The organism is Aequorivita vitellina, assembly GCF_022008365.1.
Taxonomy (GTDB): Bacteria; Bacteroidota; Bacteroidia; order Flavobacteriales; family Flavobacteriaceae; genus Aequorivita; species Aequorivita vitellina.
Genome location: NZ_JAIRBA010000006.1, coordinates 52,044 through 77,528, shown reverse-complemented (window position 1 = coordinate 77,528; position 25,485 = coordinate 52,044). Strand labels below are relative to the sequence as shown.

The window sequence follows — 25,485 nt, the reverse complement described above, 5'->3', positions numbered from 1 at the left end:
TTTATAAAGATACTGAAATAAAAAAACCACGAATACACTAATTGATATACAATTATCAGTGCATTCGTGGCAGAATAATTCCTATTGGAAATTTTTACAGTTTTACATCTTCAAGTTTTACTTCTTCTCCATTTTTATCGAGAAGTTGTACTTCGTCAAAGCCCATGTCTTTAAATTGCTCAAACTGGGTAGCTGCATCGCCAACAACCAAATAGGCCATTTTAGAAGCATCTAAATATTTATTGGCAAGACCTTTATGTTGTTCCAACGTCATATTGCGTACTGTGGCTTCCTCTTTTTCAATGTAATCTGCCGGAAGATCGTATTCATTTATTTCCTGCAACATCCTTAAAAGTGAGCCTTGTGTTTCAAAACGACGCGCGTTCGATTTTATAAGCGCGTTTTTGGTGAATTCTAAATCTTCAGGTGAAATTCCATCTTTGTATTTTGAAATTTCATCTCTAAAAATTGCTACAGATTCTCCAGTTGTGTTCGTTCTAACACTTGAAGAAGCGGTAAACGTTCCTGGAATTTTACTTCCGCTGAAACCTGTACGAGCACCATAAGTATAGCCTTTTTCTTCACGGAGAATTAAATTAACATTCCCCGAAAAAGAACCGCCTAATTTATAGTTCATTACTTCGGCAGGATAGAAATCGGCGTCCGTTCTAGGTAGCCCGATGTAGCCAATATTTATTACAGATTGTTTTGCATTCGGAATATCTACAAAATAAAGCGAAGCCTTTTCGCGATTGTTAGCTACCGGGTATTCAGGAATAGTCACTTCCTTGGCAGCCCAACGTTCTTCCAAACCTTTTAAATCTTTTAAAACAGCATCTTTACCAATCTTTCCAACAACTTGGAAGTTACTTACCGAAGGTGAAAAGTTTTTCGAGTAAAACGCTTTTAAATCGTTCATAGTTATGGCCTTTACCGACTCAACTGTGCCAACAGTTGGGTAACTAAAAATATGGTCATCGCCATAAAGAATTTTACTATAAACACGATTTGCAACTATATTTGGATTGGCATCTGATCGCTCAATTTGATTTATAGTTTTTGTTTTAATACGACCTAGTTCCTCTTCGTCCCAGCGTGGTTCCAAAAGAATTTCGGTAACTAAATCCATTGTTTTTTCGAAGTTACGCGTAAGTGTATTTCCACGGATAACGATAGATTCATCGGTAGTGTACATTCTAATGCTGGCACCTAAAAGATCAATTTCTTCTTCCAACTGTTCCGGCGTTTTATTGGCAGTACCTTCCATTAAAATATCGCTCATCAAATTGGCGACACCATTCTTTTTCATATCATCCAGCAAATGACCGCCTTCAATAACCAAACTGAAGTTTACGGTTGGAATTTCGTTTTGTTCAATACCAGAAACTTTTAAACCGTTTGCCAGCTCCGAAGTCCAAATTTCAGGAATAGAAAGTTCTGGCGAAGTTCCTTGTGATGGGGCTGTAGAACGGTCAAAACTCGATGGAGTTTTTACTACTTCCGCAGTGGCTTCCTCCACCGTTTTTACAACATTTTCGGTAATTTCTTCTTCTACTACATTTGCTTTTTCAGAATTTTCTGCAATTAGCTCAAGTTGTCCTTTTGGAACAAAACTCGTCATTACATACGGCTTATCTTTTATGTATTTATTGTAAACGCGAACAACATCTTCTTTTGTAACCTTTTTAATATTTTCGATGTCTTCAGTTATAAAACCGGGATCGTTTGTGAATACATTATATTGTGCTAGTTGAAACGACTTTCCTAAAACACTGCTAATTCCGTTGTAAAATTGAGTTTCCAAACCTGCTTTAATTCTTTCAATATCGCGATCTGTAACACCTTCTTTTTCAAAAAGTGCAAAGGCTTCATTGATTCCACTTTCTACCGAATCTAAATCTACGCCATTATTTGCAGTGATTGAAATACGGAAACTTCCAGCCAATTCACTTGAATTATTATAAGCAGTTGTGCGTGCGGTTAAATCTTTTTCTTTAACCAATACTTTGTATAAAGGTGCTTTTTTTCCTTGAGAAAGAATTTCGCCCAAAAAGTCCAATGCATACGCGTCATTAGTATATTGTTCTAAAGTTGGCCAAACCATATTTAATTGCGGTGCAGTGGCGAAGTTATCTTCGTGATAAAGTCTTTTGGTTTCTGAAAGGGTTACTGGTTGTGGTTTTAGCGGCTCAACTTCTTGACGGCGCTTAATTTCGCCGAAATATTTTTCAATCATTTGCTTGGCTTCGGCTGTGTCAAAATCTCCAGCTAAAACCAAAGTGGCGTTATTGGGGCCGTAAAAACGGTCGTAAAACTCCTTTACATCTTCAACGGTTGCATTTTGCAAATCTTCTAATTCGCCAATAACCTGCCAGTTATACGGATGGCCTTCGGGGTATATATTTTTATCAATCACCCAACTTGTGTGTCCATATGGATTATTATCTACGCGTTGGCGTTTTTCATTTTGAACCACTTCTTGTTGGTTTTCAAAAGCAGCTTCGGTAACGGTATTAATTAAAAAGCCCATTCGGTCGCTCTCTAACCACATGACGGTTTCCATTGCGTTTTTTGGAACAACTTCGTAATAAATGGTTCCATCTTTCCAAGTTCCACCATTTAGCGTTCCGCCAGCATCTTGAATAGTTTTGAAGAATTGGTCTTGCGGCACATTTTCAGATTCTTGAAACAACATGTGCTCAAATAAGTGCGCAAAGCCGGTACGTCCCGTTTTTTCACGGTTAGACCCAACGCCATATTGTATAGCTAATGAAACAATTGGGTCGCTTTTGTCTTGATGAAGAATTACATCGAGTCCGTTTTCAAGCTCGTACTTTTCGAATTCAACCGATAGTTTGGCGCTATCGTCCGTACTCGCTTCTTGATTTGTTTTACAAGAAAAAACGATTAGCGAGGTTAAAGCCAAAGCTACGACGCTGGTTTTAATGGAAATTTTAAACATACTAAATTGATTTTTTATGAAGGTTTTAAAGATAGTATTGCCAGTTGGTTTAAATCTTAAAAATAAGTTAAAACGAGCTTGAAGCAATTTATTATATTTTAAACGCTAAAGTTACCTTAGCCTCCCATTACCAATACTATATATTAATATGGGTAACTGCCCAACATATTTCCTACAGGAGCATAATTTGCAACAAAAATATAGAAACCATCTTCGCACTGTGCAACGCCAACGCCTACTTCGGTGGTAGATTTCCAAACCATTTGTGTGTAATGGTTATATTTAGAATTGCTGTAAGTATAGTTGTCTTTTTCTTTATACCACGATTTTGACGCATCCAAAGCGGTAAAAACAGTACCGCCGCCGCCATAAAGGTTTTCGCCGATAGTGCTATTTCCGCTGTGACGGAAGGAACAATGATCTTGAGCCAGCATATCGGCGTGTTTTTGAGCAATTGATGCTAAATTGGCGCTCCATTTTAAATCTGGAACGCCCACTTCATTTCTCGCCATATTATGATGAGCTAGAAACTGAGTTGCCATTTCCATAGTAACTTCACTACCTGTGGAAATGGTATCGCTTTGAGTTGGCACGACTAAAATAACATCATCGTTAGAAACAATAGTATCGTTTTGGGCAAAGCTAAGTTGAATTGAAAAAAATACGCAGAGAATTAGTATTAAACTTTTCATAGTTACTGAAGTTAAGGGTTAGTTAAGTTTTAGTTGAATTTAAAGTAAGAAATTGAAAATTTCGTACTTTCAAAGATACTACGAAACACAACTATATTGACTACGTATAAGTACGTAATTTTATGACTGTAAATGAATTAAGCCTGATTTTAAAAATAAATATCATCCAAACCACCCATCCCTATCCAAACTTCTATATTGAATAGCTTCAGAAATGTGATTGCCATTTAATTTTTCAGCGCCTTCTAAATCTGCAATGGTACGAGCAACTTTTAAAATTCTATCGTAAGCGCGGGCAGAGAGGTTTAAGCGTTCCATTGCGGTTTTTAAAAGAGCTAGCGAAGCTTCATCGAGTTTACAAAATTTTCGAATTTGCTTCACGCCCATTTGTGCATTGTAGTGTACATTTTCAAATTCCGTAAAACGTTCAGATTGCAATTTTCTTGCTTTGGTAACGCGTTCCCGAATAACAATACTCGATTCGCCGCGACGTTCGTCACTTAATTTTTCAAAAGGCACTGGGGTTACTTCAATATGAATATCAATACGATCTAAAAGCGGTCCAGAGATTTTACTTAAATACCTTTGCATTTCTGCGGGTGATGACATTACGGGCGCATCGGGATCGTTAAAATACCCACCAGGACTTGGGTTCATGCTCGCAACAAGCATAAAACTTGAGGGATAGGTAACCGTAAATTTAGCGCGTGAAATTGTTACATCGCGATCTTCTAAGGGTTGTCGCATTACTTCCAACACGCCGCGTTTAAACTCGGGCAATTCATCTAAAAACAGAACGCCATTGTGTGCCAAACTAATTTCGCCCGGCTGCGGGTATTGTCCACCGCCTACCAAAGCTACATCGCTAATAGTATGGTGTGGGCTTCGGAAGGGGCGCGAAGTCATAATACCGCCTTTCTCCATTGTTCGTCCTGCAACGCTGTGTATTTTGGTAGTTTCCAAGCTTTCCTGCAATGTCATCGGTGGTAAAATACTCGGCAATCGTTTCGCAAGCATTGTTTTTCCCGAACCGGGCGGACCTATCAAAATAATATTATGTCCACCAGCTGCTGCAATTTCCATACAACGTTTAATAGACTCCTGCCCTTTTACGTCGGCAAAGTCAAATTCGGGATGCTCTAAGTGGTCGTAAAACTCGGCTTCCATATCCACTTCGGTTTTTTCGAGTGGAATGTCTTTATTGAAAAAATCAATCACTTCTTGAATGTTTTCAATTCCAAACACTTCAATTCCTTCAACAATAGCAGCTTCTTTCGCGTTTTGTTTCGGAAGAATAAATCCTTTAAAGCCTTCTTCTTTTGCCTTTAATGAAATTGGCAATGCCCCGCGAATGGGCTGCAGGTTTCCATCTAAAGACAATTCGCCCATAATTATATATTCTGAAAGAGGGTTTTTTTCTTCAATCTGTTCAGTTGCTATCAGTACGCCCATGGCTAGCGTTAAGTCGTAAGCAGAGCCTTCTTTCCGAAGATCTGCGGGCGACATATTTAAAATAAGTTTTTTACCCGGAATTTTGTAGCCGTTGTTCTGCAGTGCTGCGGCGATTCTAAAATTGCTTTCGCGAATGGCATTGTCTGGCAAACCAACTAAATGGTACCCTACACCAAGATCTACATTTACTTCAACCGTTATGGTTGTGGCCTCCACGCCAAAGACTGCGCTTCCGTATACTTTTGTAAGCATAGCTTATTAATTATTGTGTTGTATGGGGAGCTTAATTTAAGTAAGGTAATAATTTTTTGTCAAATAGGCTTTTAGAACCTTATTTCGTACGGTAACTAAATTTAATAGAGGGGAATTTCCCTAAGGTTTTTTCAGGTAAATCCCTCTTGAAAAAACAGGGTTTAACCTATTGATAAACAGTGTTTTAACTTCTTTTATAAAAAATATTCTTCTTTATATTTGCCGGTGTTGAAGCATTAGATTGTTTCATATAAATAATATTAACTTAAATACAAACACATTATGTTCAACCAATTTTCAAAAAATTCAAAATGGATTCTAGCTTTTAGTTTCGTTTTAATTTTCAGCACAATTTCCTTTTCAGGAAGTCGCCAAATTGGCGGTTATGTAGATCAAGCCGAAAGCCGGTTTGTTAGAAATGTATGGAATTTTATTAAGAATTTCCAAAGCCCAAAAACCATAGGTTCACACAGTTGGAAATACGATCAGTATTTCTGGGCAGAGCCTTTTGAATTTACAACTTCGCACCAAAATTATGTTGATGCTATGGATTTAGCCTATGTAGCTGGTCACGGAAATTATCATTACATCCAAACCAATCAAAGCTTGGGGTTGGGCGTTGATATTAGAACGGTACCCCAATACGGAAATTCGGGTGACGATCTAGAATTTATGATAATTGAATCTTGCTACACGGTATCTTCAAGACCCGAAAAAAGCAATTGGTGGAGCGATTACAATTCTATGTTTGGCGGTTTGCACCAATTGGTAGGTTTTCACACACTTAGTCATTCAGACAATGGAATACCAAACAATTATGCCGGGAAACTTAAAAACAATGGTGCCGTTTGGCAATCTTGGTTCGACGCCGTTGACGAAGAGCGTTTTTGGATTTTTAATCCGTCCTATTATGATCCGCAATACGGTAGCAATTATCCCTACCCTGGATTAGCAAGCGTAATTGTAGGCAGAGGCTGCACCAACGATAGATTGGGTTCCTATGCAAGCGATCCAGCTCCAGGAACTGGTGGAATGTACACTTACTGGCAATATTAATAACAAATCTTTAAAAACAATACAATGAAAAAATCATATAAAACATCGCTATTTACAATTGGAACAATATTGTTTTCAATATTTGCAATGTCATCTTTTGTAAATAAAAAGACCGCGTCCACCACGGACGTCACATTTACACCAACGGCATATACCAACCTCATTACCTATCAAAAAGGCGATATGTATGTGTATGCTACATCGGCGGTAAATCCTGAAAAGGTAAAAAAGTTTCAACAAGTGGCGGCAAAAAGTATAGCCGCCAGAGGACTGGTACCATCTTCTATAAAAGAAGTTTTAACTTTCAGTGAAAAAGATCCGTCTGCTTTTTACGAGCAGGATTTAAAATCAGGAACCTTATCTTTTAGTAAAGGAATGGACGGTTATTATGAAAAATCTAGCGTGCGTTTACCCGATCAGGAAAAAGCAAAAGACATCTCCCTATCGTTTTTAAAAGAAACTGGACTTGCCCCAGCCAATTTAAAGGAATTAAAAATGATGCACTCTGGTGGCTTACGGGCTTCTGCAGCGGGTTCCGAAACAGTAAAGGACGTATTGCGCACCATTACTTATGGCCGTATGTTAAACGGAGTTCCAGTATACGGCGCAGGTTCAAAAATTATTGTTCACGTGGGCAATAATGGCGAAATTGTTGGCGTAAAATCACGCTGGAAAGAAATAGAGTCTAAAGGTAAAACTGTAAGCAAAGCATCCCTAATTAGTGCCAAGCAAGCTGAAGCAGCAATGCAACGCCAACTTATGAAAGAATACGGAAAAGATGCTAGATTCAAGATTAAAGACATGTATTTAGCGTATTATGACGGCGGCAAAAATTTTATTCAACCCGCATATTTCTTTCAAATAGACATCTCTTTACCACGCGTAAAAGAAAGCCCGGGGATAAAATTTGATTACATCGGGATTGTTTCGGCTCTTTCTGATCCGCCAGAAGCAATTGCACCAGCCGAAGAATCTCCCGAGGCTCAAAAAATGATTAAAAAAACATCATTAAAGCAATCTCGAATTTCGAATATTAAAAACAAGAAGGAGGTAGATTAACCCACATTCAGTTAAATTTCAACTTAAAACTATCAAGTTACGACAAAGCTAAATACTAATTTTTGTAACTTGATAGTTCTTTTATAAATACTTCATTATGAAACGAAAACAAATAATATTTATCTGTTTGGTGCTGTGCTCCACGAGCATAATTCTATCCAGTTATTCGGGCTGCAATGACAAAAAACAGCAAACCGAAACCGTAGAAGTTCCACAAACTCCCGAGCCACCAATTGGTTATGAGCAACCAAAAGCACCCGACTCTATCCCGTTAAAAGATTTAGGAAAGGATTGTTACGAAAAAAACACGAAAACTTACAAAATAGCATGTCCAGATTTATACGATCCGGTTTGCGGCTGCAACAATAAAAATTACAGCAATAGCTGCGAAGCAGAGCGTGCTGGAATTAAAAAATGGACAAAGGGAAATTGTAAATAATCACCAATTTAAAATAGAGAAAACTGTTTTATTCCGCAATTAATTTTGAAACAAGGTTTTTTGTAGACGCATTTTCCACCTGTGCTAATTGCCGTTTTTCTATGGCATTTAAAGTGCCTTTGGCAACGGTTTTTCCTAACTCAACGCCCCATTGGTCGTAACTGAAAATATTCCAAACAATTCCTTGAACAAAGAGTTTGTGTTCGTAAAAAGCAATTAGGCTCCCGAGGTTCTTTGGTGTTAATTTCTTTATTAAAAGTGTGTTAGTGGGTTTATTTCCTTCGAAAAATTTAAAGGAATTTTCCACGGTTTTATTATGCGTTCCTTCCCACAAAGCTTCCGTTTGCGCGAAAAAATTCGCCATTAAAATATTGTTGTTTTCAATATTTCCGTGCAAGGGTTCGCAAAAACCAATAAAATCTGTCGGTATTAATTTTGTACCTTGATGCAATAGCTGAAAAAACGCGTGTTGCGCATTTGTACCTACGCTTCCCCAAACAATAGTTCCAGTTTCATAATTAATCTTCTCACCATTTCTATCTACACTTTTACCGTTACTTTCCATCACAGCCTGCTGTAAATACGGAACAAGCTTATGAAGGTATTGCGAATACGTAACAACTGCTTCAGTTTCTGTGTTAAAAAAGTTATTATACCACACCGAAAGTAGCGCCAGAATTACCGGAATATTAGTTTCGAATTCTTCATTTTCAAAATGTTTATCCGCTTCAAAAGCGCCTTTTAACATTGCTTCAAAATTATTGAAACCTACGGCACAAGAAATGGAAAGCCCAACAGCGCTCCACAGTGAAAACCTACCGCCAACCCAATCCTGCATTGGGAAAATATTATTTTCAGAAATACCAAAATTAGTTGCCTCAGAAATATTGGCCGAAACGGCTACAAAATGTTTTTGAACGTCGTTTTCCGATGCTTTTTCTAAAAACCAATTTCGAATAACGGTTGCATTTACCAAGGTTTCTTGAGTTGTAAAACTTTTAGAAACAATTATAAAAAGGGTCGTTTCGGGATCTACTTTTTTTAAGATTTCCGCAACAGCATCGCCGTCAACATTGGCGACAAAATGAATTTGTAAATGATTTTTATAAAACTGAAGCGCCTCAGTTACCATTTCGGGACCTAAATGACTTCCGCCTATGCCTATGTTTACAACATCTGTAATCGGTTTTCCCGTGAAACCTCTGTGATTGCCACTAATTATTGCTTCGGAAAAATTCCGCATTTTTTGAAGTGTATTTTTCACTTCAGGTTTCATAGATTCAAAATCGCGCAAGGCAGTGTGAAGCACCGCTCTGTCTTCAGTTTTGTTTATTTTAGCCCCCGTAAATTGTTGTTGGATGGCTTCTTTCAGCTTTACTTCTTCGGCGAGATTTAGTAAAAGTGAAATGGTTTCGGTGTCAATTCTATTTTTAGAATAATCTAAATAAAAATCCTGCCATTCAATTTTAAAACGCTCCGCCCGGTTGCTATTTTCTGAAAAAACAGACTGCATTTGGCGTGTCTTTATTTTTTGAAAATGATTTTCAAGTGCTTTCCAAGCTTCAGTTTTTGTTGGATTTACAGAAGGTAAAGACATTTTTAATTTTCGAATTTAGATTTGCGTTTTTGAAATTTTGCTTTTGTAATAATTAAGTAGCCCGTCAATGGGTCTTTGCACAATATTTCCAAGCTCCAGATTGTGTTCATTAAAACATTCCTTGATTATTTCTTCTGAAAAATGGGCGATAGAACCAATAAAATGTACGGGGACCTCGCGTGCTTTTTCGAAACAAAGAATGCGGCATTCAATAAAATTTGAAATACCTTCTTTAATTAGCGTGTAAAAATATGGGTTTATTTCCTTCTGTGTGAAAATGAATTGCGCAAAAGACGCCAAATATGCATTTGGATTCAGTTTTTTATACAAATTCATTTTTATTTCATCTGCTTCCAAGTTGAAATGCTTCTCAAATTCCGAAGCAATTTCTGAAGGCATGCGATGGTAAAAATAATCGCGAATCAATCTCTTTCCGAAGTAATTTCCACTGGCTTCATCCATTAAAATATAGCCTAAAGATGGAATGGGAGCATGAATTTCATCGCCGTCAAAATAGCAGCTGTTGCTACCAGTACCTAAAATACAAACAATTCCAGGTGCGGTTGTGGCAGCATATACCGCAGCCAATAAATCTTCGGCTGCTGTCACTTTTGCATTTGGAAATACTTCTTCTAAAACTTCCTCTAAAATAGTTCGGGGCGTAATAGTGCCGCAACCCGCCCCATAAAAATCAAGCACTTCAACTTGTTGAAAAACATTTTTTAAAACTTCATTTGAAAGAATACGAAGCCTTAATTCGTCCTTGGGAACAACCGCGGGGTTTAATCCTAAAGTGGTGGTTTTAAAAAGCACTTTGCCAGAATCGTCCAGCAAAACCCAGTCGCATTTTGTAGAACCGCCGTCGGTAATTAGGGTCATAATTTATATAGTTGCAATGTGAACGGCCAAATCTACAAGCTTTGCGGAATAGCCATATTCGTTATCGTACCAAGCCACTAACTTAAAGAAATTATCGTTAAGCGCAATGCCAGAGTTGGCGTCAAAGGTGCAAATATACGGGTCTGAAACAAAATCTTGTGAAACTACTTCGTCTTCGGTATAGTTTACAATGCCCTTGTACTCATTTTGAGCTGCGTTTTTAAAAAGGGTTTTTATTTCTTCGTAAGTAGTAGCTTTGTTAGTGCGAACGGTTAAATCTACAACGGAAACATTTGTAGTAGGCACTCGAAAAGCCATGCCTGTTAATTTTCCTTCCAACTCCGGAATAACCTTGGTTACTGCAATAGCGGCCCCCGTACTAGTTGGAATAATATTACTTAACGCACTTCTGCCAATTCTGTAATTTTTCTTTGAAGGCCGATCTACAGTAGATTGCGAAGAGGTTACGGCGTGTACCGTAGTCATTAATCCTTCTACAATTCCGTATTCGTCGTTTATTATTTTTGCCAGTGGCGCAAGACAGTTTGTGGTGCAAGAGGCGTTTGAAATTATTGTATCACTTGCTTTTACATCTTTATGATTAACGCCCATTACAAACATGGGAGCCGTTTTTGAAGGCGCCGAAATTATTACTTTTTTGGCCCCCGCTTTTAAGTGTGCCGAAGCCGATTCTACTTCTTTAAATACACCAGTGCAATCAATTATAACTGAGGCTCCAACTTCGTCCCATTTTAAATTTTCAGGATTTTTTTCTGAAGTTACGCGGATCTCAGTGCCGTCTACCGTTAAAATACCATCTTTCACTTCTACCTTCCCGGGAAATCGTCCGTGTACAGAATCGTATTTTAATAAATATGCTAGATGATCAACATCCAGTAAATCGTTTACGGCAACTACTTCTATATCTTTTCGTGTTGCTGCCACTCTAAAGGCTAAACGCCCAACTCGGCCAAAGCCATTAATTCCTATTTTTATCATATGTTTTTCTTAATCTCGTTATTTTTTTAATTATTACAAGTGGAATTTAAATTTCCTCTAAAAAAGGTTAAATTGAAATTATATCTGCCACCCGTATTAAATCTTCGTCAATTTCATTATTGCCTTTTATTGCATCTAAAAAAGACACTGAGGTTACTCTGTTATGAATTATGCCAATCATTACATTTGTTTCTCCGCGCAAAAGTGCGTCAACTGCACCAACGCCCAAACGACTGGCAAGCACCCTATCGTAACAACTGGGCGATCCACCACGTTGAATGTGTCCCAGTACCGTGACTCTTACTTCGTATTCGGTTAAATTTTCTTCAATATATTTTGCAAGGCCGAAAATGTTTTTTCCTATTTGATCTCCTTCCGAAACAACCACAATACTCGAAGTTTTACCTGATTTTTTACTTCTGCTTAAAGATTCTAACAGGCGTTCGCGCCCCCTGTTTTGTTCAGGTATTAAAATTTCCTCTGCTCCTGCTCCAATGCCAGCGTTTAGGGCAATATCGCCAGCATCGCGACCCATAACTTCTACCAAAAACAAGCGGTTGTGTGAATTTGCAGTGTCTCTTATTTTATCAATTGCTTCTACCACAGTATTTAAAGCAGTGTCGTAACCAATGGTATAATCTGTTCCATTTATGTCGTTATCAATTGTACCGGGAATACCGACAACTGGAAAATTAAATTCGTTCATAAATACCGAGGCTCCTGCAAAAGTACCGTCACCACCAATAACTATCAAAGCATCGATATTCTCCTTTTTAAGATTATTAAACGCCTTTTTTCTGCCTTCGTCGGTTCTAAAATCTTGGGAGCGGGCAGATTTTAAAAACGTGCCACCCCGATTAATTAAATTCTTCACCGAACGTGGACCGAGTTCTTTAAAATCGGCTTCAATTAAACCCTGAAAACCGCGGTAAACACCCACACATTGTAGGTTGTTATACGCACAAGCCCTAACAACTGCACGAATGGCCGCGTTCATCCCGGGGGCATCTCCGCCACTAGTTAAAACGGCAATTTTTGATGGTAATTTCATAAAGTGAAAGTTACTATGAATGTTTTGAACTATAAATGATATTGATCAATAAAAATACGTGTTAGTACGTATAGCACAAATTAAACACCTGACTTATATTTGAACCATAGAATTAGTGGATAATGTACTAATCAATATTTTTTGTGGGGATAGAAAATATTATTAGTGCACTTAAAGTTTACTAAGTTAGGTTTGTTAAAGAATCTCAGCCTTTTTGGCTGGGATTCTTGCTTTTTTATAGGTTTGGTACTGTTATTTTTAAAATTTCTTTTGTTTTTTCCGTTACCTGAAAACGGTCATCCATTCGCAAACCAATTATCCAAACGATAGCATCACCGCTTAAAAGCAGCCAAATTTTTTCTTTTTCAATTAATGATAATTTTTCATCTTTAAAAAATTTGCTCAGTTTCTTTTTTCCCTGCATTCCGAAAGGTTGAAAACTATCGCCACTCCTCCATTTTCTAAGTTTTAAAGGAAATTTTAATTTTTCGGAAGCAACGTAAATTAGGTTCTTTTCGGTTTCGCCAATGGATTTAGCTACTTCAATATTTAAATTTATGGGTGAAGTTGTTCCTTCTTTTGAAACCAAAAATTCTTCGGATGTGTTTTTATCTGATATTTCCGTCAGCACCAATTCATCTCTATTTTTAAGAAGTCGGTGCGTTTTTGAAAAAACCTGCTTACCAGTTTGCGCGTTGAGCAAATGTGAAACGTCATCCCATTCAGTAAAGCCAAAACCGTTTAACAGTTCGTAAAGCAAGGCATCGGAATGGGGCAATTCCTTTAATTTTTCAATATTTATTTTATATGAATTTGCTCCTTCAGATACAACCAAATTATAAATTAAGGCTATATAATCTTCAACGAGATTGTGTGTAGATTGTAAGTGGCGTTGGGTTTTTTGAAAATTTTCAAGAACCGAATCGCTTGTTTTTTTAAACTGTGGTAAAACGTCCAATCGCAATCTGTTTCTGAGATAATCTGCTTTTTTGTTGCTACTATCTTCGCGCCATTTCAAGTTGTTGGCTTTGGCATATTTCAGAATATCTTCGCGTGAAAAATTGAGCAACGGACGAATAATTTTCTTGTTTTCCTTCGGAATTCCAGTAAGTCCATTTATACCCGTGCCACGAGAAAGGTTGATAAAAAAGGTCTCCAAATCGTCGTCTAAATGATGGGCGGTCAATAAATAATGGTATTTAAAATTTTTTAAAATCTCTGCGAACCAGTTATAGCGCAGATCGCGGGCTGCCATTTGCGTCGAGATTTTGTGTTCTTTTGCAAATTTTTTAGTGGCGAAAGTTTCGGCGAAAACTGGAACTTCCAGTTTTTTTGCCAAATCAATTACAAACATTTCATCGCCATCGCTTTCCTTTCCTCGGAGTGAAAAATTACAGTGGGCCAAAGCAATCTCAAAGTTTAATTGCTTAATTAAATGTGTTAAAACCACACTGTCCAGTCCACCGCTACAGGCTATGAGTAGTTTTTTTCCAATTAAAAATGAAAAATTAGCGTCAATATTTTTTTTGAAATGAGCGAGCAAATTGATTTAAATTTAAAAGAAATTAATAATTATTCCAGCAATAACGGCAATTCCGAAGCTGAGCATCGTGCCGATAAGCACGTATTCCGTTTTTAAAGTTTCGTTATTTCCGTAACGCAAAATAGATTTGGCGGCAATTAAAAATCCAACTGCCGAATATTGTGAAACGATGATAAAAGTGAGCGTTAAAATTCGTTCTAAAACGCCTATTACTTTTCCGGCATTGGGCATTTCGTTATCGCTACTAACTTGTATTTCGGTGGCTTTAAAGACTTCTTTTATAAAAATATTTGCTGGTTTTAGGCAAACAAGATATCCTGTAATTATCAATAAATATTTAAAATTAAGGGATACATCTATCGATGGATTTATACCGTTCCATCTATTAAATAAAAACACAATCAGGGTAATAATTGCCAAATGAATAGCTTGGTCAATAAAATAGGCATACCGACCAAAATAGCGGCTATTGCAGAGATGCCGCTTAAAACCATCTAATAAAAAGTGAGTGAAAGCGATAATTGCAGCAGCCAAAACAAAATCTATTTGCAACGAAAATAACCACGCCAACGCAAAACACGCCAATGCGTGCCAATAGAGAAATGGACTTTTAAAACCAATTGTATTTTTTTGTACTGCAAGTTTATCTGTTTGAAAAAAGTAGTCTAAACACAGATGTGCAATAAATTGAAGCAGTAATAATTCTTCTAATTTCATTGTTTCTATTTTGAAATTACCATTTTAAAATAATTTACGGCTTCATCAATGGCGTTCCAGCCAACACTTGTGGAATGTTGATTTACGGCAGATTGCCCAATATTGAGTTGTTTTGCTATTTCATCTTCTTGATTATTCATCAATTTTAAATATAATACTTCGCATTGCCGTGCCGTAGCTTTACTGAACAAAACGTCTAATAGCGCGAGTAAAGTTTGAAAATTTTTATTTAAATCTTCATTCTTTGATGCAAAAAATAAGGTGTTTTTTATAACAATACGTTCTTTATTGTAGGTTGATTCGCCACTAATTTCTCGCCCAGACAGATAAATTGCCTCACCGTCTATCACACCTTCTTCGGGATTGTATCGGCTTAGTTGCCCATACCCTATTGCAAGCCGAATTCCGTGAATTTTGAATTGTTTTACGCGGTTGTCTTCTTTTGTATATTTTTTAGCGTCTATATAAATCGCTTTTACAAAACTTTTAATAGCCAGCGCTACCTGCAAGCCTTCTGTGGCATTGGGGACGACACATTCTAAATAATCGCCTTTAATAATGCGACCGTAAACATTAAACTCATGTTTTAAATCACTAATTAAAATTTTTAATTTCTCCTCAACAAATTTCTGGTCCGGAATGCTTAAACTTGTTGACGATACAATATCGCCCGATATAACTGAATAATTCATTTACAATAAATTTATTCAAATATACATATTTATAAGCGTTTAAGCTAATAATATATATTTATAAGCTTAAAAGCTAATAAATGAGTTTATGAGTTTAATGGCTTATAAAGTATGGTTTAAAACTTGCCGCATTGCCTTGGCTTTAAGCAAGCATTCTTCGTATTCCTTTTCGGGAACAGAATTACTAGTGATAGCGCTACCAACGGAAAAACTGACGTATTTTTTTGATGCATTGTAGAGAATACTTCTGATAACCACATTAAAATCGAAATCTCCCGTAGGCGAAAAATAGCCGATTGCGCCGCTATAAAGTCCGCGTTTGGCGTCTTCTATTTCTTCAATAATCTGCATTGCTGAAATTTTGGGTGCACCCGTCATACTGCCCATTGGGTAGGTATTTCTTAAAACCTCAACACTCGAAAAATCTTGTGGAACGGTGCAACTAACAGTTGAAATCATTTGATGCACTTGCTTAAAAGTATAAATTGCACAAAGTTCATCAACGGTAACGCTGCCCTTTTCTGCAATGCGAGCCAGGTCGTTGCGTACCAAATCGGTAATCATAATATTTTCGCTGCGTTCTTTTGGGTCTTTGGCCAGTTGTTGTGCTATTTTTGAATCTTCAATTTCGTTTTCTATACGTTTTGCTGTACCCTTAATTGGTTGGGAAATTACGGTGTTTCCCGATCTTTTAATGTAGCGCTCGGGAGAAGCTGAAAGCGCAAAAAAGTTATTCAATTTTAGAAAAACCGAAAAGGGTGGTTTTGAAATTTTATTAAGTTGAAGAAACGTTTGCAATGGTTTAATTTCAGCGTCTTCGGCATAAAATTCCTGGCAGACGTTTGCTTCGTAGATATCGCCGCGTTTAATATGTTCCAGCACTTCTTCTACTTTACGTATGTAGTTATCTTTAGTAGTGCGAATATTAATTTTTACGGGATTTAAGTTTTTATCGGTACCGCGTTTTTGCAACGATTTAGAGATCGAAGCCCAATCTTCTTCTATTTCATCGGCAACCATGTTTAAATAATGAAGTTCGACACTATTTTCAGAAAAAAGGAAGATTTTTTTAGGTTGAAAAAAATACAAATCCGGAAAATTTAAGCCATCAAAATTGTTGGAATGAAGTTTTTCTACATCGTTTTTTAGATCGTACGTAAGGTATCCAAAAATCCAATCTGCGGTAGTAGTTTGATATTCTTTTAATTTACTGAAAGCGTCGTAAACATCTGTTTTTAGCGCAGTAAAAGCATCTACCGCCAAAAGAGCTTGATAGGTTTCATGTTTTTGTGAATAATTGTTGCTGTCTAACCAAACTACCTCCTCAAACTGTTGTGCCCAGTGCAATAAGCGAGTTTTATTGACTTCATTTAAAGAAAAAGAAAGTTTCTTTATAGTACGCATTATTGTTGTATTTGGTGTGCAAAATTTTGAAGTACATCGTTAAACCCTAGAAGCAACACTTCGTTTGTTATTACTTGTGATTCTTCGGAAAAATTTTCAGAAAATGAAGGAATACTAAAACTTTCAAGAATAATAGCACCAAATCGCGGAAGTATATTTTTAGCGTATTCTAATGCCGAAGCAGCGCCACGTTTTCCGTTGGACGTGCTCATTAACAATACATTCTTTCCATCTAGGAATTTTCGATCTAAGCGTGAAAGCCAATCTAAAGTATTTTTAAAATATGCCGACACCATTCTGTTGTGTTCGTTTACCGAAATCACCAATGCATCGGCTTCTTTTATTTTATTATAAAGCAATTTTAAATCTGTAGAATAACCTCTTTCACGTTCCAAATCTTCGCTAAACATCGGTAGGTCATAATCTGTTAATTTAATTAATTCAACCGTATGTCCAGTAATTTTGGAGGACGCAAAACTCACTAATTTATGATTGATGGATTTGCTACTGTTACTTCCGGCAAAGACTACTATTTTTTTCATTTGCCAAAGTTATTGAAAAGCGGGTTATGAAAAAACCCGCGTCAAATAAATTGACGCGGGTTTTTTAAAATATAAATATTGCTAATTATTGTTTTACAATACGCTTAACAATGCTTGTGTCTGCTGCATTAATTTTAATAAAATACATTCCAGTTGCAAGGCTTTCTAAAGAGAAATTGGTTTCAACTCCTGTTTCACTTAAATCGATTGTTTTAATAACTCTACCTTTTACATCTGTAATAATTGCATTTGTAAGTTGTGTAGTAGTTTTATTAAGCAATGTAAGTTGACCCGATGTTGGGTTTGGATACAATAGAATGTTATTGTAAAATTCATTGTCGCCAAGACCTAAAACCTCATCCACAGTAACTGTAAAGGTACAATCGTCTGTATTGCCAGCTCCGTCTGTTGCTGTCATTGTAATTGTAGTTACACCTACACCAACCATAGTACCTGGGGCAGGACTTTGTGTAATCGCTGGATCTGGACAGTTATCTGTTGCCGTTGCATCGCCTGTATAATCTGGCAATGTAAACTGAGAGCCTTGCGGAACTTCAACTTCAAGATCTGCAGGACACGTAATTACTGGATCTTCGGTTTCTGCAATAACCTCAGTAAGCGTTCTTTCGCCTGCACAACCCGGAGTTCCTAAATTAATATCGCTATTAGGAGTTCCAAAATCTGCTGGTTCACAAGTTCCAGACCAATCGGCAGCTGTGTTTAAATCGCCAACTCTTCTGAATGAACCTGAAGAACAATCTGAGTTTAATGGTGCGCCAACGCCAGTCCAATCAAGATCGGCAGCGGTAATATTAAAACCTGCGATGGTTACGTTAAATCCTGCAATTTCTGCAGCGCTAAAATTCCAGAATACAGAATCTACAACGTTTCCACTTGGATCAATTATTAAAATCCAACCAGTTCCTCCATCATCCCAGAATAAGTTATTACCCCAGTAGCCAGTTCCGCCATCATCGTTCCAATCCACTACTGAATCTGGACCCATATTGCTAAGTGTTTGAACAATACTGTTTACCGAATTTATATCGCCATAAGGCGTATCGCTAACCGCTACTCGATAACCTGTGTAGTCTGTTGCCACACCCACATTTTGAATCTCAAATCTATCTGGAGTTTCTAAATTAATTTCTGAAACAACTAATTGTGACAATGGTCCAGGTGCACTTTCTTGGGCATAGACATCTATTGTTCCCGTAGGAGTAAATGTGTATGAAGTACCCTCAAATAAGAAGTTACCACCAGTTAAAGCATCAAACCATCTTATTACGTTGTTAGGGTCGTTTAACGTTGCTGTTACCGTTACTGGCTCGCCCACACAGAAATCTGTAACTCCCGTAGTAGTTGGTCCATTAGGCACCGCTAAAACCTCAATTGTATCTGTAGCACTAGAAGCTATTGAACAAGGTCCAGATGGCACATCATAAGTAATAGTGTGAACACCAACGCCAGCTGCTGCTGGATCAAATGTAAACGTAGATCCGTTTCCGTTATCAGTTACTCCAACCCCGCTGTAAGTCCCTCCGCTAGGAGTTCCACCACCTAAATCGGTTAACACAGGTGAAGAAGCACATACTTCTTCTAAAACAGATAAAGTAGCAGTTTGCGAAGGAGTATCAAAAGCTTGTGTTCCGTCGCTTCTACTTCCTGAAGATCCTTGACTTGCACTATAACCTAATCCTCTTTTTGCAAAAGCATCCCAAAGTAAGCAGATGTTTGCACCTCCGTAAATTGCTTGATCGGCAGCCATAATTGCATCACGACCATCTATAAAACCAGGGCTACAAGGCTGAAGTTTCATACCTTCAGTAACCAATACCAGTGCTTGAATATTACCAGCATCTTGGTTAACATCTCCAGTAACAGTATATACATCAGGATTAAAGCCGTGCTCATCTATTAATGCCCAGGTAACTTCCCATAGCATTTGAGCCCAAACAGAACCTACTCCGTGAGGCACTGCCGCTGTTTTAATATAATCATACGTTTGTGGATTTATCCCCATATCTGTACTGTACGGATAATCGCGAATACCTCCACCTCCTTGGCCTTGGCCAAATAAGTAGGTACCTACAGCTCTAGAATCGGTGCCTGCATCGCCAGGCTCAATGGTTAATAAAGCTCCGAAGAAATCACTCCAGCCTTCACCCATTTGCTCTGCGTTTTGTAAACATCCAGAGGCTCCAGGACCACCAGTTAAACGGTTTGAAACACCATGACCATATTCGTGCATTATTACAAGATTGTCAAAATCGCCATCTTTATCGCTGCAAATGTACATCTGCATGGTTGGATTCCCTCCATCTGGTGGTGTTCCAAAGTTCGCGTTACATGTACCAGATCCGTCTTGTGCTTCAGCATTTACAGAATCGCTACCTTGACCTCCATTACCATAATTGTTTTCTTGGAAGTTTCCGCTTATTTCATCAAAACCATATTGATACATAATGTCGTGAAAAACATTATTCATATAAAATAGGTTTGTAATTGCCGCATCTTCATATTGATTCGCATTGGTGTAAATTTGAGAAAAAGGATATCCCGTAAACTCTAAGTTTGCACCAGCATCTGGTTGATAACCTGGGTTGTTTCCATCTTCATAAGCGTTTACATTATTTCCGCGAGTTGTAGTATGTTCTGCACCGGCAACACCATCGGTATCGTGCCAACCAAAGGGAGAAGCAGTAGCGTTTGCAGGTTGCACTTCAATAGTACGTGCTCCATAATATGGGCTTTCAAGTGGCAAGGCAAAAACCTCGTAACACTCGGTACAAGCAGCTGGAGCTTCCGAAACAACCGCATTGTAATTAGGAATGTCGAATAAGTTTGAGTTAAAGTTCATCTCTTTCACGTGGTTGCTATGATCGTGATGAATTGCACAGCTTACCATCCAGTTCGCGCGGTTTACAATTGCTCCAGTATTGGCATCAACTCTTAAACTCCACCAATCTTGCTGGCTTTTTTCTTGAATTGAAATATCCCAAGTTAAAACCAATTCGTTTGTTTCGGTTATAGCATACATCAATTTTGCTGGAATGGGGCTTAAGGAAATACCGCCATCACTCAACAACGTTTCTCTGTCCACGCCTTTTGCGCCTTTTAAAATTGAAATTGATTCAGAAATAGAATAGTTTAATGATCCCGCAGCAGCTTGCACAGCTTGAATAGCCGTAAGTGCTGGAGTGCTGGATCCTGTTAATTTTTCTGAAGTGTTTTTAATGAACCTACTGTCTTTTGAAATTACATTTCCGTTAGACATTAAATGGATACTAGATTCAGTTCCATAAATTTCAATTCCATTAAATAATTGTCTGTAATAAACGTGCTGAATACCACTAGTACTGCTAAGGCTTTCACTCGTTACTTGCCATTGTACGTCTTGCGGCAATAATTCATTTTGCTCTAAGTAATGACTTAATTGTTGGTTGATCGCTTCTGAATAATTTTGCGCAACCAAAGTGCCCGTAGATACGAGCATCATTGCCAGGAATAAACTCCAGGTAATTTTCTTCATTTGTTGTTTCGGTTTAGATTAATATAAGTTTAAGGGTAGTTAAGAATGGTAAAGCTATTAAAAATTAATTTTATCACAACATTTTATTAAAATTCCAAAGATATTTAACATAGTTTACTTGTAAAAAAAACAATTTTATTCTGTTTCCATGTTTAATTAAATATTTCGGTACATTTACTTCACAAAAAATAAACGGTTCTATGGAACAACCCAATGATCTCATTAAAGAGATGCAAAACGGAAGTGAAAAAGCTTTCTCCCAATTATACACAATGTACAGCGAAGCCATTTACGGCATAATCTATAGCATCGTTTTAGATGAAGAAACTGCAGAAGAATTATTGCAAGATGTATTTATAAAAGTGTGGAATAATGCAAGTTCATATAATGTAAATAAAGGTCGTTTTTTTACGTGGTTGCTCAATATAGCGCGCAATACAGCTATTGATGAAACACGTTCAAAAGCATTTAAAAACACTAGAAAAAACCTTAGTACGTCAAACTTCGTAGATATATTATCATCCTCTGATAGTTTAAACAAATTTACAAACTCCATTGGTTTAAAGAAGTTTGTTGACGCGCTAAAACCCACTTGTATAAAAATTATAGATCTCTTGTATTTTAAGGGCTATACACAAGTTGAAGCTTCAAAAACACTGGATATACCTTTAGGAACTATAAAAACAAAAAACAGAACCTGTATTAATGAATTACGGGTACTAGTCTTAGGATAAAATATTATGAACCCCGAAGAAATAATAGCATCAGGAAAATTAGAAATGTACGTCTGCGGCGCCTTGCCGGAGGACGAGGCATTAGAAATAGAAAAGGCTGTTAACCAATTCCCAGAAGTAAAACGGGAGTTAGAACTTATAGAGAAGTCGTTACTGCATTTGGCCGAAGCTGTTGCCCCGCCCGTACAAGCCATGACTTGGTCGTATATTTTAGAAAGAATTAGAAAAACAGGAAATACCGGAAGTACAAAAGTTAGAGCGATAAACTGGCCTGCAATAACCGGCTGGGCTGCGGCAATACTATTTATGGGCGGAATTATGTGGATGTTGAAACAAACCAACGATTTAAACAAATCGCTTAAAGTAACCACCATTGAAAATAATACCTTACGCGAAGAAAAATCAAAAGCAGAAAATCAACTTGCCGAAAACGCGGAAGTGCTCGAGGTTTTACGCTCTAAAGATTACCAAGCTTATACACTACCAGGAAATCAAGCCGTCGCTCCCGATGCATTTGCAAAAGTATTTTTGAATAAAAAAGAAAACGTGGCCTATATAGACGTCAAAGGTTTACCTACGCCGCCGCGCGGAAAAGTTTACCAAGTTTGGTCGCTTAAAATGGAACCACTAACTCCTACGAGTGTAGGTTTAATTGATGCCGACAACAAAATAGGTGAAGGAATTTATAAATTTGTAAACTTTCCAGACCCCGAAGCGTTTGGTATAACATTAGAGCCCGAAGGCGGAAGTGAAACACCAACCTTATCTCAACTATATACTTTAGGAATGATAACTATTTAAATGAATTAGTAAATTGAATTAAAAACCTATACGTATTTGCGTGTAGGTTTTTTTTGACTCGATAAGTACCTCTTCCAACTACTATTTCAAGTGACCAAACTTTCAAATAGGCTTTAAATGAAAAAGCGCCCGCAAATTGCGAACGCTTTAACTAACAAAAAAACTCTAAAACCAGATTATCTGGTTTTGTAAAATCTACCAATTTCGTGGTAGATAACCAACCTCTATAATACTTACGTAATAAAGTGCAATAGGGTTTTAATTAAACTAGAGTTTTATAATTTCTCTCGTTGTCACTGGTCCCAACTCATAGCTTGCTTCCAGCAGTTCTTCTTTTAATGCTGCTACTTTTTCTGTCATTCCGTTTGCTTTGTATATTAATGCAGCGTGAAAAAGCGCCTTTGGCTCAGACGTTTTTCCTTCAACGTAATTTTCAATGGTTTTTAAGGCCGCTTCTTTTTGTCCTACTTTCAACTGAGCATAGGCTAACAATTGATATGTTTCGGGCGTAGCGCGATTATTAACTTCGGATTCGGCTAATTTCAAGGCTTTTTCTGGGGCTGTTTCGGTATATGCATTTATTAAATACGTATTGTACATTCCTCCGTAATTTGGATTTTTAGCTGCTTTTAGAAACAGATTTCTTTGCTTTTTTACTTCGGAAGTATTTCCTTCAAAATTTGCCATTTCGGCTTTTAATAAATGATAATCCGGCGCTTTATGATTCACCATTACTGAATCTAAAATGCGGTTTGCTTCTTCAGTATTTTTTTCAAAAGAATAAATTATCCAAGCTATTTGTTTTTTTACATAATGGTTATCGGGCTCCAATGCTAAGGTTTTTAAATAGCTATTATACGAATCTTTAAGTCTACCAGCGTGTCCATAAAAGTCGCCGATATTACTGTAAATCCATAGTTTAAAATCTTTATTGTTGCGCTCCTCTGCTATTTGCTGAGCTTGTTCTAAATATTTAATGGCAGCATCAAGATTGCCATTATGATCGCTCCATTTTGCCAAGCGAATAAGGTAATTGAAATCCTTAGTGTCTTTTATTTTTCCCAAGAGCGTATCGGCACTTTGGTAATTGCCCAGTTCCATCGCCACGTCAAAAAGCATCATTTCAGTTTCTCTTCTATTGTCGGGATAGGTATATGCGCTATCCAACAAAACCTGCGCTTCCTTAAAACGATGCTGCGAAATATAATTGTGCGCCAAACTTCGCAAATAAGTGTCCTTATTCCTAGCTGAAGTAGTTAGTGATTTTTTAATCAACGCCTCTGAAGCTTTCAATTCTGAAATATCGCCCGTACTCCCAAAAAGCGCTGCGTGTATTCCAGACAGACGGCTCATTTCCATTAAATGCGTAGAATCATTGTTGAAGCGTTTCTGCCAAAATTCAAACTGCGTTTCAATGGCATCTTTTGAAGGCGTGTTTTTGGTGCTTAAATATTGGTTGTAGTCATTACTGTCTGTAATTTTTTCAGCCTTTTCCTGGCATCCAAAAAGAACCACTGCAACAGCTATTGCAAAAAGTTTTTTCATAACAAAATATATTGTTTTAAGCTGGTTAACGTTTTTGTTAAACCAAAAAAGAGAACCAAAACGGCTCTCTTTTCTGAATTTTAATTAAACTTTCTAAAAAGGTTCTGCCAAATATGGAAAGCTATTTGAAAAAGCAACATCGTTTGTTGGTACGCCATCACTGGTTAAACCAGGGTTTTCAGTTCCGTCTGCACCTCCAAAAATTAAAAGTAACGATACATCAATTACATCATCGCTTAATGCTCTTCCCGTTAAAACCTCTGTTCCATTAAAATAGGTAGTAATTCCAGATTGCGCTAACCAAAGTACATCATTAGAAAGTACTGTTGTAAAAACCTCTGCATTTAACCCCAGTGCATTGCTGGTATAAGCAGGGTTCAAGGCCAATAATTTAGTTTCAAATTTAGTTTGAAATTCGGCTTGCATCTGTGAAGGAACCGTTACATTAAACGCATCTTTAAAGCCTTCTGTTCCAAAAACGGTATTTATTCCCGGACGACCCATTTGGTCTTCTTGAACATAAGTTCCACTAAAATCGAGTGTTTGCCCGCAGGGTTCACAAGCTGTTCCCCCGCAATCTATTTCGGTTTCATCGCCATTTAAAATTCCGTCAGTACAGGTTTCTTGTGTTATTACTTTGTCGTCTTCACCTGAACATTGCACAAATAGTAAGGATGCGGTAAATACAGCAAAAAGGGTTATATATTTATATGTTTTCATCTTATTATAATTTTTATGGTTAGCAATTTTTATTGTTTTCTTTTGGCTTCAACCCACACGTTATACATAGGTGTTGTTGGGGCAAAAGGATTTACACCAGCCGTTCCTGCAGGTAGCATAGATTTTGGAAACTCTACAACCACACTTAAAACATTTGTACCGGCAAATGTGTCGGTACCAGGATCATCAAAACTAGTAGCTGTTCCTGCTAACACTTCATTATACTTGTTAAAATCGAAGAAAAAAGGATCGTCACGCGGTCCGGCGAAGAATTTCATTCCGTCTTGCTCGGCAATTTGTACATCGTCTTTGGTAGAAATTTGAACGCTTCTTCGTGTAGAAGTTGCAATAGTACTTTCCAAGCCTTGCATTGCGGGTGCCGAAGGACCAAAGAAATACATAGAATCGCCTCGCTTAATTGCTTGAATCACCAAATCTTCCTTTAAATCGTTATCTACGTCTATATTAAATTCCAAAAGTACGGTTTCATCAAATTCGGCTTGATCGGTAGGTTGTCCGGGAAGCAACAAACCTTGAACGTTGGCAACAAAAACAAAATTATTTGAGCTCTCTCCTTCAAAAGCATAAAAGTCGGTAATGTCTGCCGTAGTTCCCGCAACTGCAGGCGCATCAATATGATCTGCGGATATTAAAAATACCGATAAAGCGGCTACGCCCAATCCACCGATTGTTGCTAAAAGTTTTGATTTTTTCATCTTTTTTGTTGGTTTATATTATTTATTTTTACTTGTATGCTATTACTTACGTTTAAATGTAAGTGCATAGTTTTTAAGGTTGCGTTAATCTTTTGTTAATG

21 protein-coding genes are annotated in these 25,485 nt (G+C 37.4%); 5 read left to right on the top strand and 16 right to left on the bottom strand.

The window, feature by feature from the left end; all coding sequences use genetic code 11:
• Positions 1–94: 94 nt before the first annotated feature.
• The 3 genes from K8089_RS04800 to K8089_RS04790 form a co-directional block, all read right to left on the bottom strand.
• On the bottom strand, positions 95–2,962 hold the full coding sequence (locus K8089_RS04800; protein ID WP_237602150.1) for a M16 family metallopeptidase: 2,868 nt from the start codon (positions 2,960–2,962) through the stop codon (positions 95–97).
• Between the two features lie 143 nt (positions 2,963–3,105).
• The gene (locus tag K8089_RS04795) at positions 3,106–3,654 is read right to left on the bottom strand and encodes a CAP domain-containing protein (protein ID WP_237602149.1); all 549 of its coding nucleotides are present in this window, start codon (positions 3,652–3,654) and stop codon (positions 3,106–3,108) included.
• Positions 3,655–3,816: 162 nt separating this feature from the next.
• The gene (locus K8089_RS04790) at positions 3,817–5,358 is read right to left on the bottom strand and encodes a YifB family Mg chelatase-like AAA ATPase (RefSeq protein ID WP_237602148.1); all 1,542 of its coding nucleotides are present in this window, start codon (positions 5,356–5,358) and stop codon (positions 3,817–3,819) included.
• Between the two features lie 282 nt (positions 5,359–5,640).
• Between K8089_RS04790 and K8089_RS04785 the strand changes: the two genes are divergently transcribed.
• The 3 genes from K8089_RS04785 (at position 5,641) to K8089_RS04775 (ending at position 7,912) form a co-directional block, all read left to right on the top strand.
• The gene (locus tag K8089_RS04785; protein WP_237602147.1) at positions 5,641–6,414 is read left to right on the top strand and encodes a DUF6345 domain-containing protein; all 774 of its coding nucleotides are present in this window, start codon (positions 5,641–5,643) and stop codon (positions 6,412–6,414) included.
• 24 nt (positions 6,415–6,438) lie between these two features.
• On the top strand, positions 6,439–7,473 hold the full coding sequence (locus K8089_RS04780; RefSeq protein ID WP_237602146.1) for a hypothetical protein: 1,035 nt from the start codon (positions 6,439–6,441) through the stop codon (positions 7,471–7,473).
• Between the two features lie 97 nt (positions 7,474–7,570).
• Entirely contained in the window at positions 7,571–7,912 is a 342-nt protein-coding gene (locus K8089_RS04775) for a Kazal-type serine protease inhibitor family protein (RefSeq protein WP_237602145.1), read from the top strand.
• 28 nt (positions 7,913–7,940) lie between these two features.
• Here the strand turns inward: K8089_RS04775 and pgi are convergent, their stop codons facing one another.
• From pgi to K8089_RS04725, 10 genes are all read right to left on the bottom strand, one after another.
• Positions 7,941–9,509 (bottom strand): glucose-6-phosphate isomerase, encoded by a 1,569-nt coding sequence (gene pgi, locus K8089_RS04770; RefSeq protein WP_237602144.1) that lies wholly within the window; start codon positions 9,507–9,509, stop codon positions 7,941–7,943.
• 15 nt (positions 9,510–9,524) lie between these two features.
• Positions 9,525–10,388 carry an N-acetylglucosamine kinase gene (locus K8089_RS04765; protein ID WP_237602143.1) on the bottom strand — a complete coding sequence of 288 codons (864 nt, stop codon included), beginning with the start codon at positions 10,386–10,388 and terminating at the stop codon, positions 9,525–9,527.
• A 3-nt stretch (positions 10,389–10,391) separates the two neighbouring features.
• Positions 10,392–11,387 (bottom strand): type I glyceraldehyde-3-phosphate dehydrogenase, encoded by a 996-nt coding sequence (gap, locus tag K8089_RS04760; RefSeq protein WP_237602142.1) that lies wholly within the window; start codon positions 11,385–11,387, stop codon positions 10,392–10,394.
• Positions 11,388–11,454: 67 nt separating this feature from the next.
• Positions 11,455–12,438 carry a 6-phosphofructokinase gene (gene pfkA, locus K8089_RS04755; RefSeq protein ID WP_237602141.1) on the bottom strand — a complete coding sequence of 328 codons (984 nt, stop codon included), beginning with the start codon at positions 12,436–12,438 and terminating at the stop codon, positions 11,455–11,457.
• A gap of 235 nt (positions 12,439–12,673) precedes the next feature.
• On the bottom strand, positions 12,674–13,981 hold the full coding sequence (gene tilS / locus K8089_RS04750; RefSeq protein ID WP_237602140.1) for a tRNA lysidine(34) synthetase TilS: 1,308 nt from the start codon (positions 13,979–13,981) through the stop codon (positions 12,674–12,676).
• Positions 13,982–13,993: 12 nt separating this feature from the next.
• Positions 13,994–14,698 carry a DUF3307 domain-containing protein gene (locus tag K8089_RS04745; protein WP_237602139.1) on the bottom strand — a complete coding sequence of 235 codons (705 nt, stop codon included), beginning with the start codon at positions 14,696–14,698 and terminating at the stop codon, positions 13,994–13,996.
• Positions 14,699–14,703: 5 nt separating this feature from the next.
• Positions 14,704–15,390 carry a SatD family protein gene (locus K8089_RS04740; protein ID WP_237602138.1) on the bottom strand — a complete coding sequence of 229 codons (687 nt, stop codon included), beginning with the start codon at positions 15,388–15,390 and terminating at the stop codon, positions 14,704–14,706.
• Between the two features lie 102 nt (positions 15,391–15,492).
• The gene (gene pabB / locus K8089_RS04735; RefSeq protein WP_237602137.1) at positions 15,493–16,794 is read right to left on the bottom strand and encodes an aminodeoxychorismate synthase component I; all 1,302 of its coding nucleotides are present in this window, start codon (positions 16,792–16,794) and stop codon (positions 15,493–15,495) included.
• Positions 16,794–17,336, bottom strand: a complete 543-nt coding sequence (locus K8089_RS04730; protein WP_237602136.1) for an NADPH-dependent FMN reductase — start codon at positions 17,334–17,336, stop codon at positions 16,794–16,796. Before K8089_RS04730 ends, pabB begins: the two co-directional genes overlap by 1 nt.
• Before the next feature lie 85 nt (positions 17,337–17,421).
• A complete protein-coding gene (locus tag K8089_RS04725; RefSeq protein ID WP_237602135.1) occupies positions 17,422–20,868 on the bottom strand; it encodes a M36 family metallopeptidase in 3,447 nt (1,148 codons plus the stop codon).
• 200 nt (positions 20,869–21,068) lie between these two features.
• On the opposite strand from K8089_RS04725, the gene K8089_RS04720 reads away from it, so the two are divergent.
• Positions 21,069–21,602 (top strand): RNA polymerase sigma factor, encoded by a 534-nt coding sequence (locus K8089_RS04720; protein ID WP_237602134.1) that lies wholly within the window; start codon positions 21,069–21,071, stop codon positions 21,600–21,602.
• A 6-nt stretch (positions 21,603–21,608) separates the two neighbouring features.
• Complete coding sequence (locus K8089_RS04715; protein ID WP_237602133.1) at positions 21,609–22,403, top strand: anti-sigma factor; 795 nt, start codon at positions 21,609–21,611, stop codon at positions 22,401–22,403.
• 267 nt (positions 22,404–22,670) lie between these two features.
• Here the strand turns inward: K8089_RS04715 and K8089_RS04710 are convergent, their stop codons facing one another.
• From K8089_RS04710 to K8089_RS04700, 3 genes are all read right to left on the bottom strand, one after another.
• The gene (locus tag K8089_RS04710) at positions 22,671–23,948 is read right to left on the bottom strand and encodes a tetratricopeptide repeat protein (protein ID WP_237602132.1); all 1,278 of its coding nucleotides are present in this window, start codon (positions 23,946–23,948) and stop codon (positions 22,671–22,673) included.
• 93 nt (positions 23,949–24,041) lie between these two features.
• Complete coding sequence (locus K8089_RS04705) at positions 24,042–24,668, bottom strand: DUF4331 family protein (protein WP_237602131.1); 627 nt, start codon at positions 24,666–24,668, stop codon at positions 24,042–24,044.
• A gap of 29 nt (positions 24,669–24,697) precedes the next feature.
• Positions 24,698–25,384, bottom strand: a complete 687-nt coding sequence (locus K8089_RS04700) for a DUF4331 family protein (protein WP_237602130.1) — start codon at positions 25,382–25,384, stop codon at positions 24,698–24,700.
• Positions 25,385–25,485: the final 101 nt, after the last annotated feature.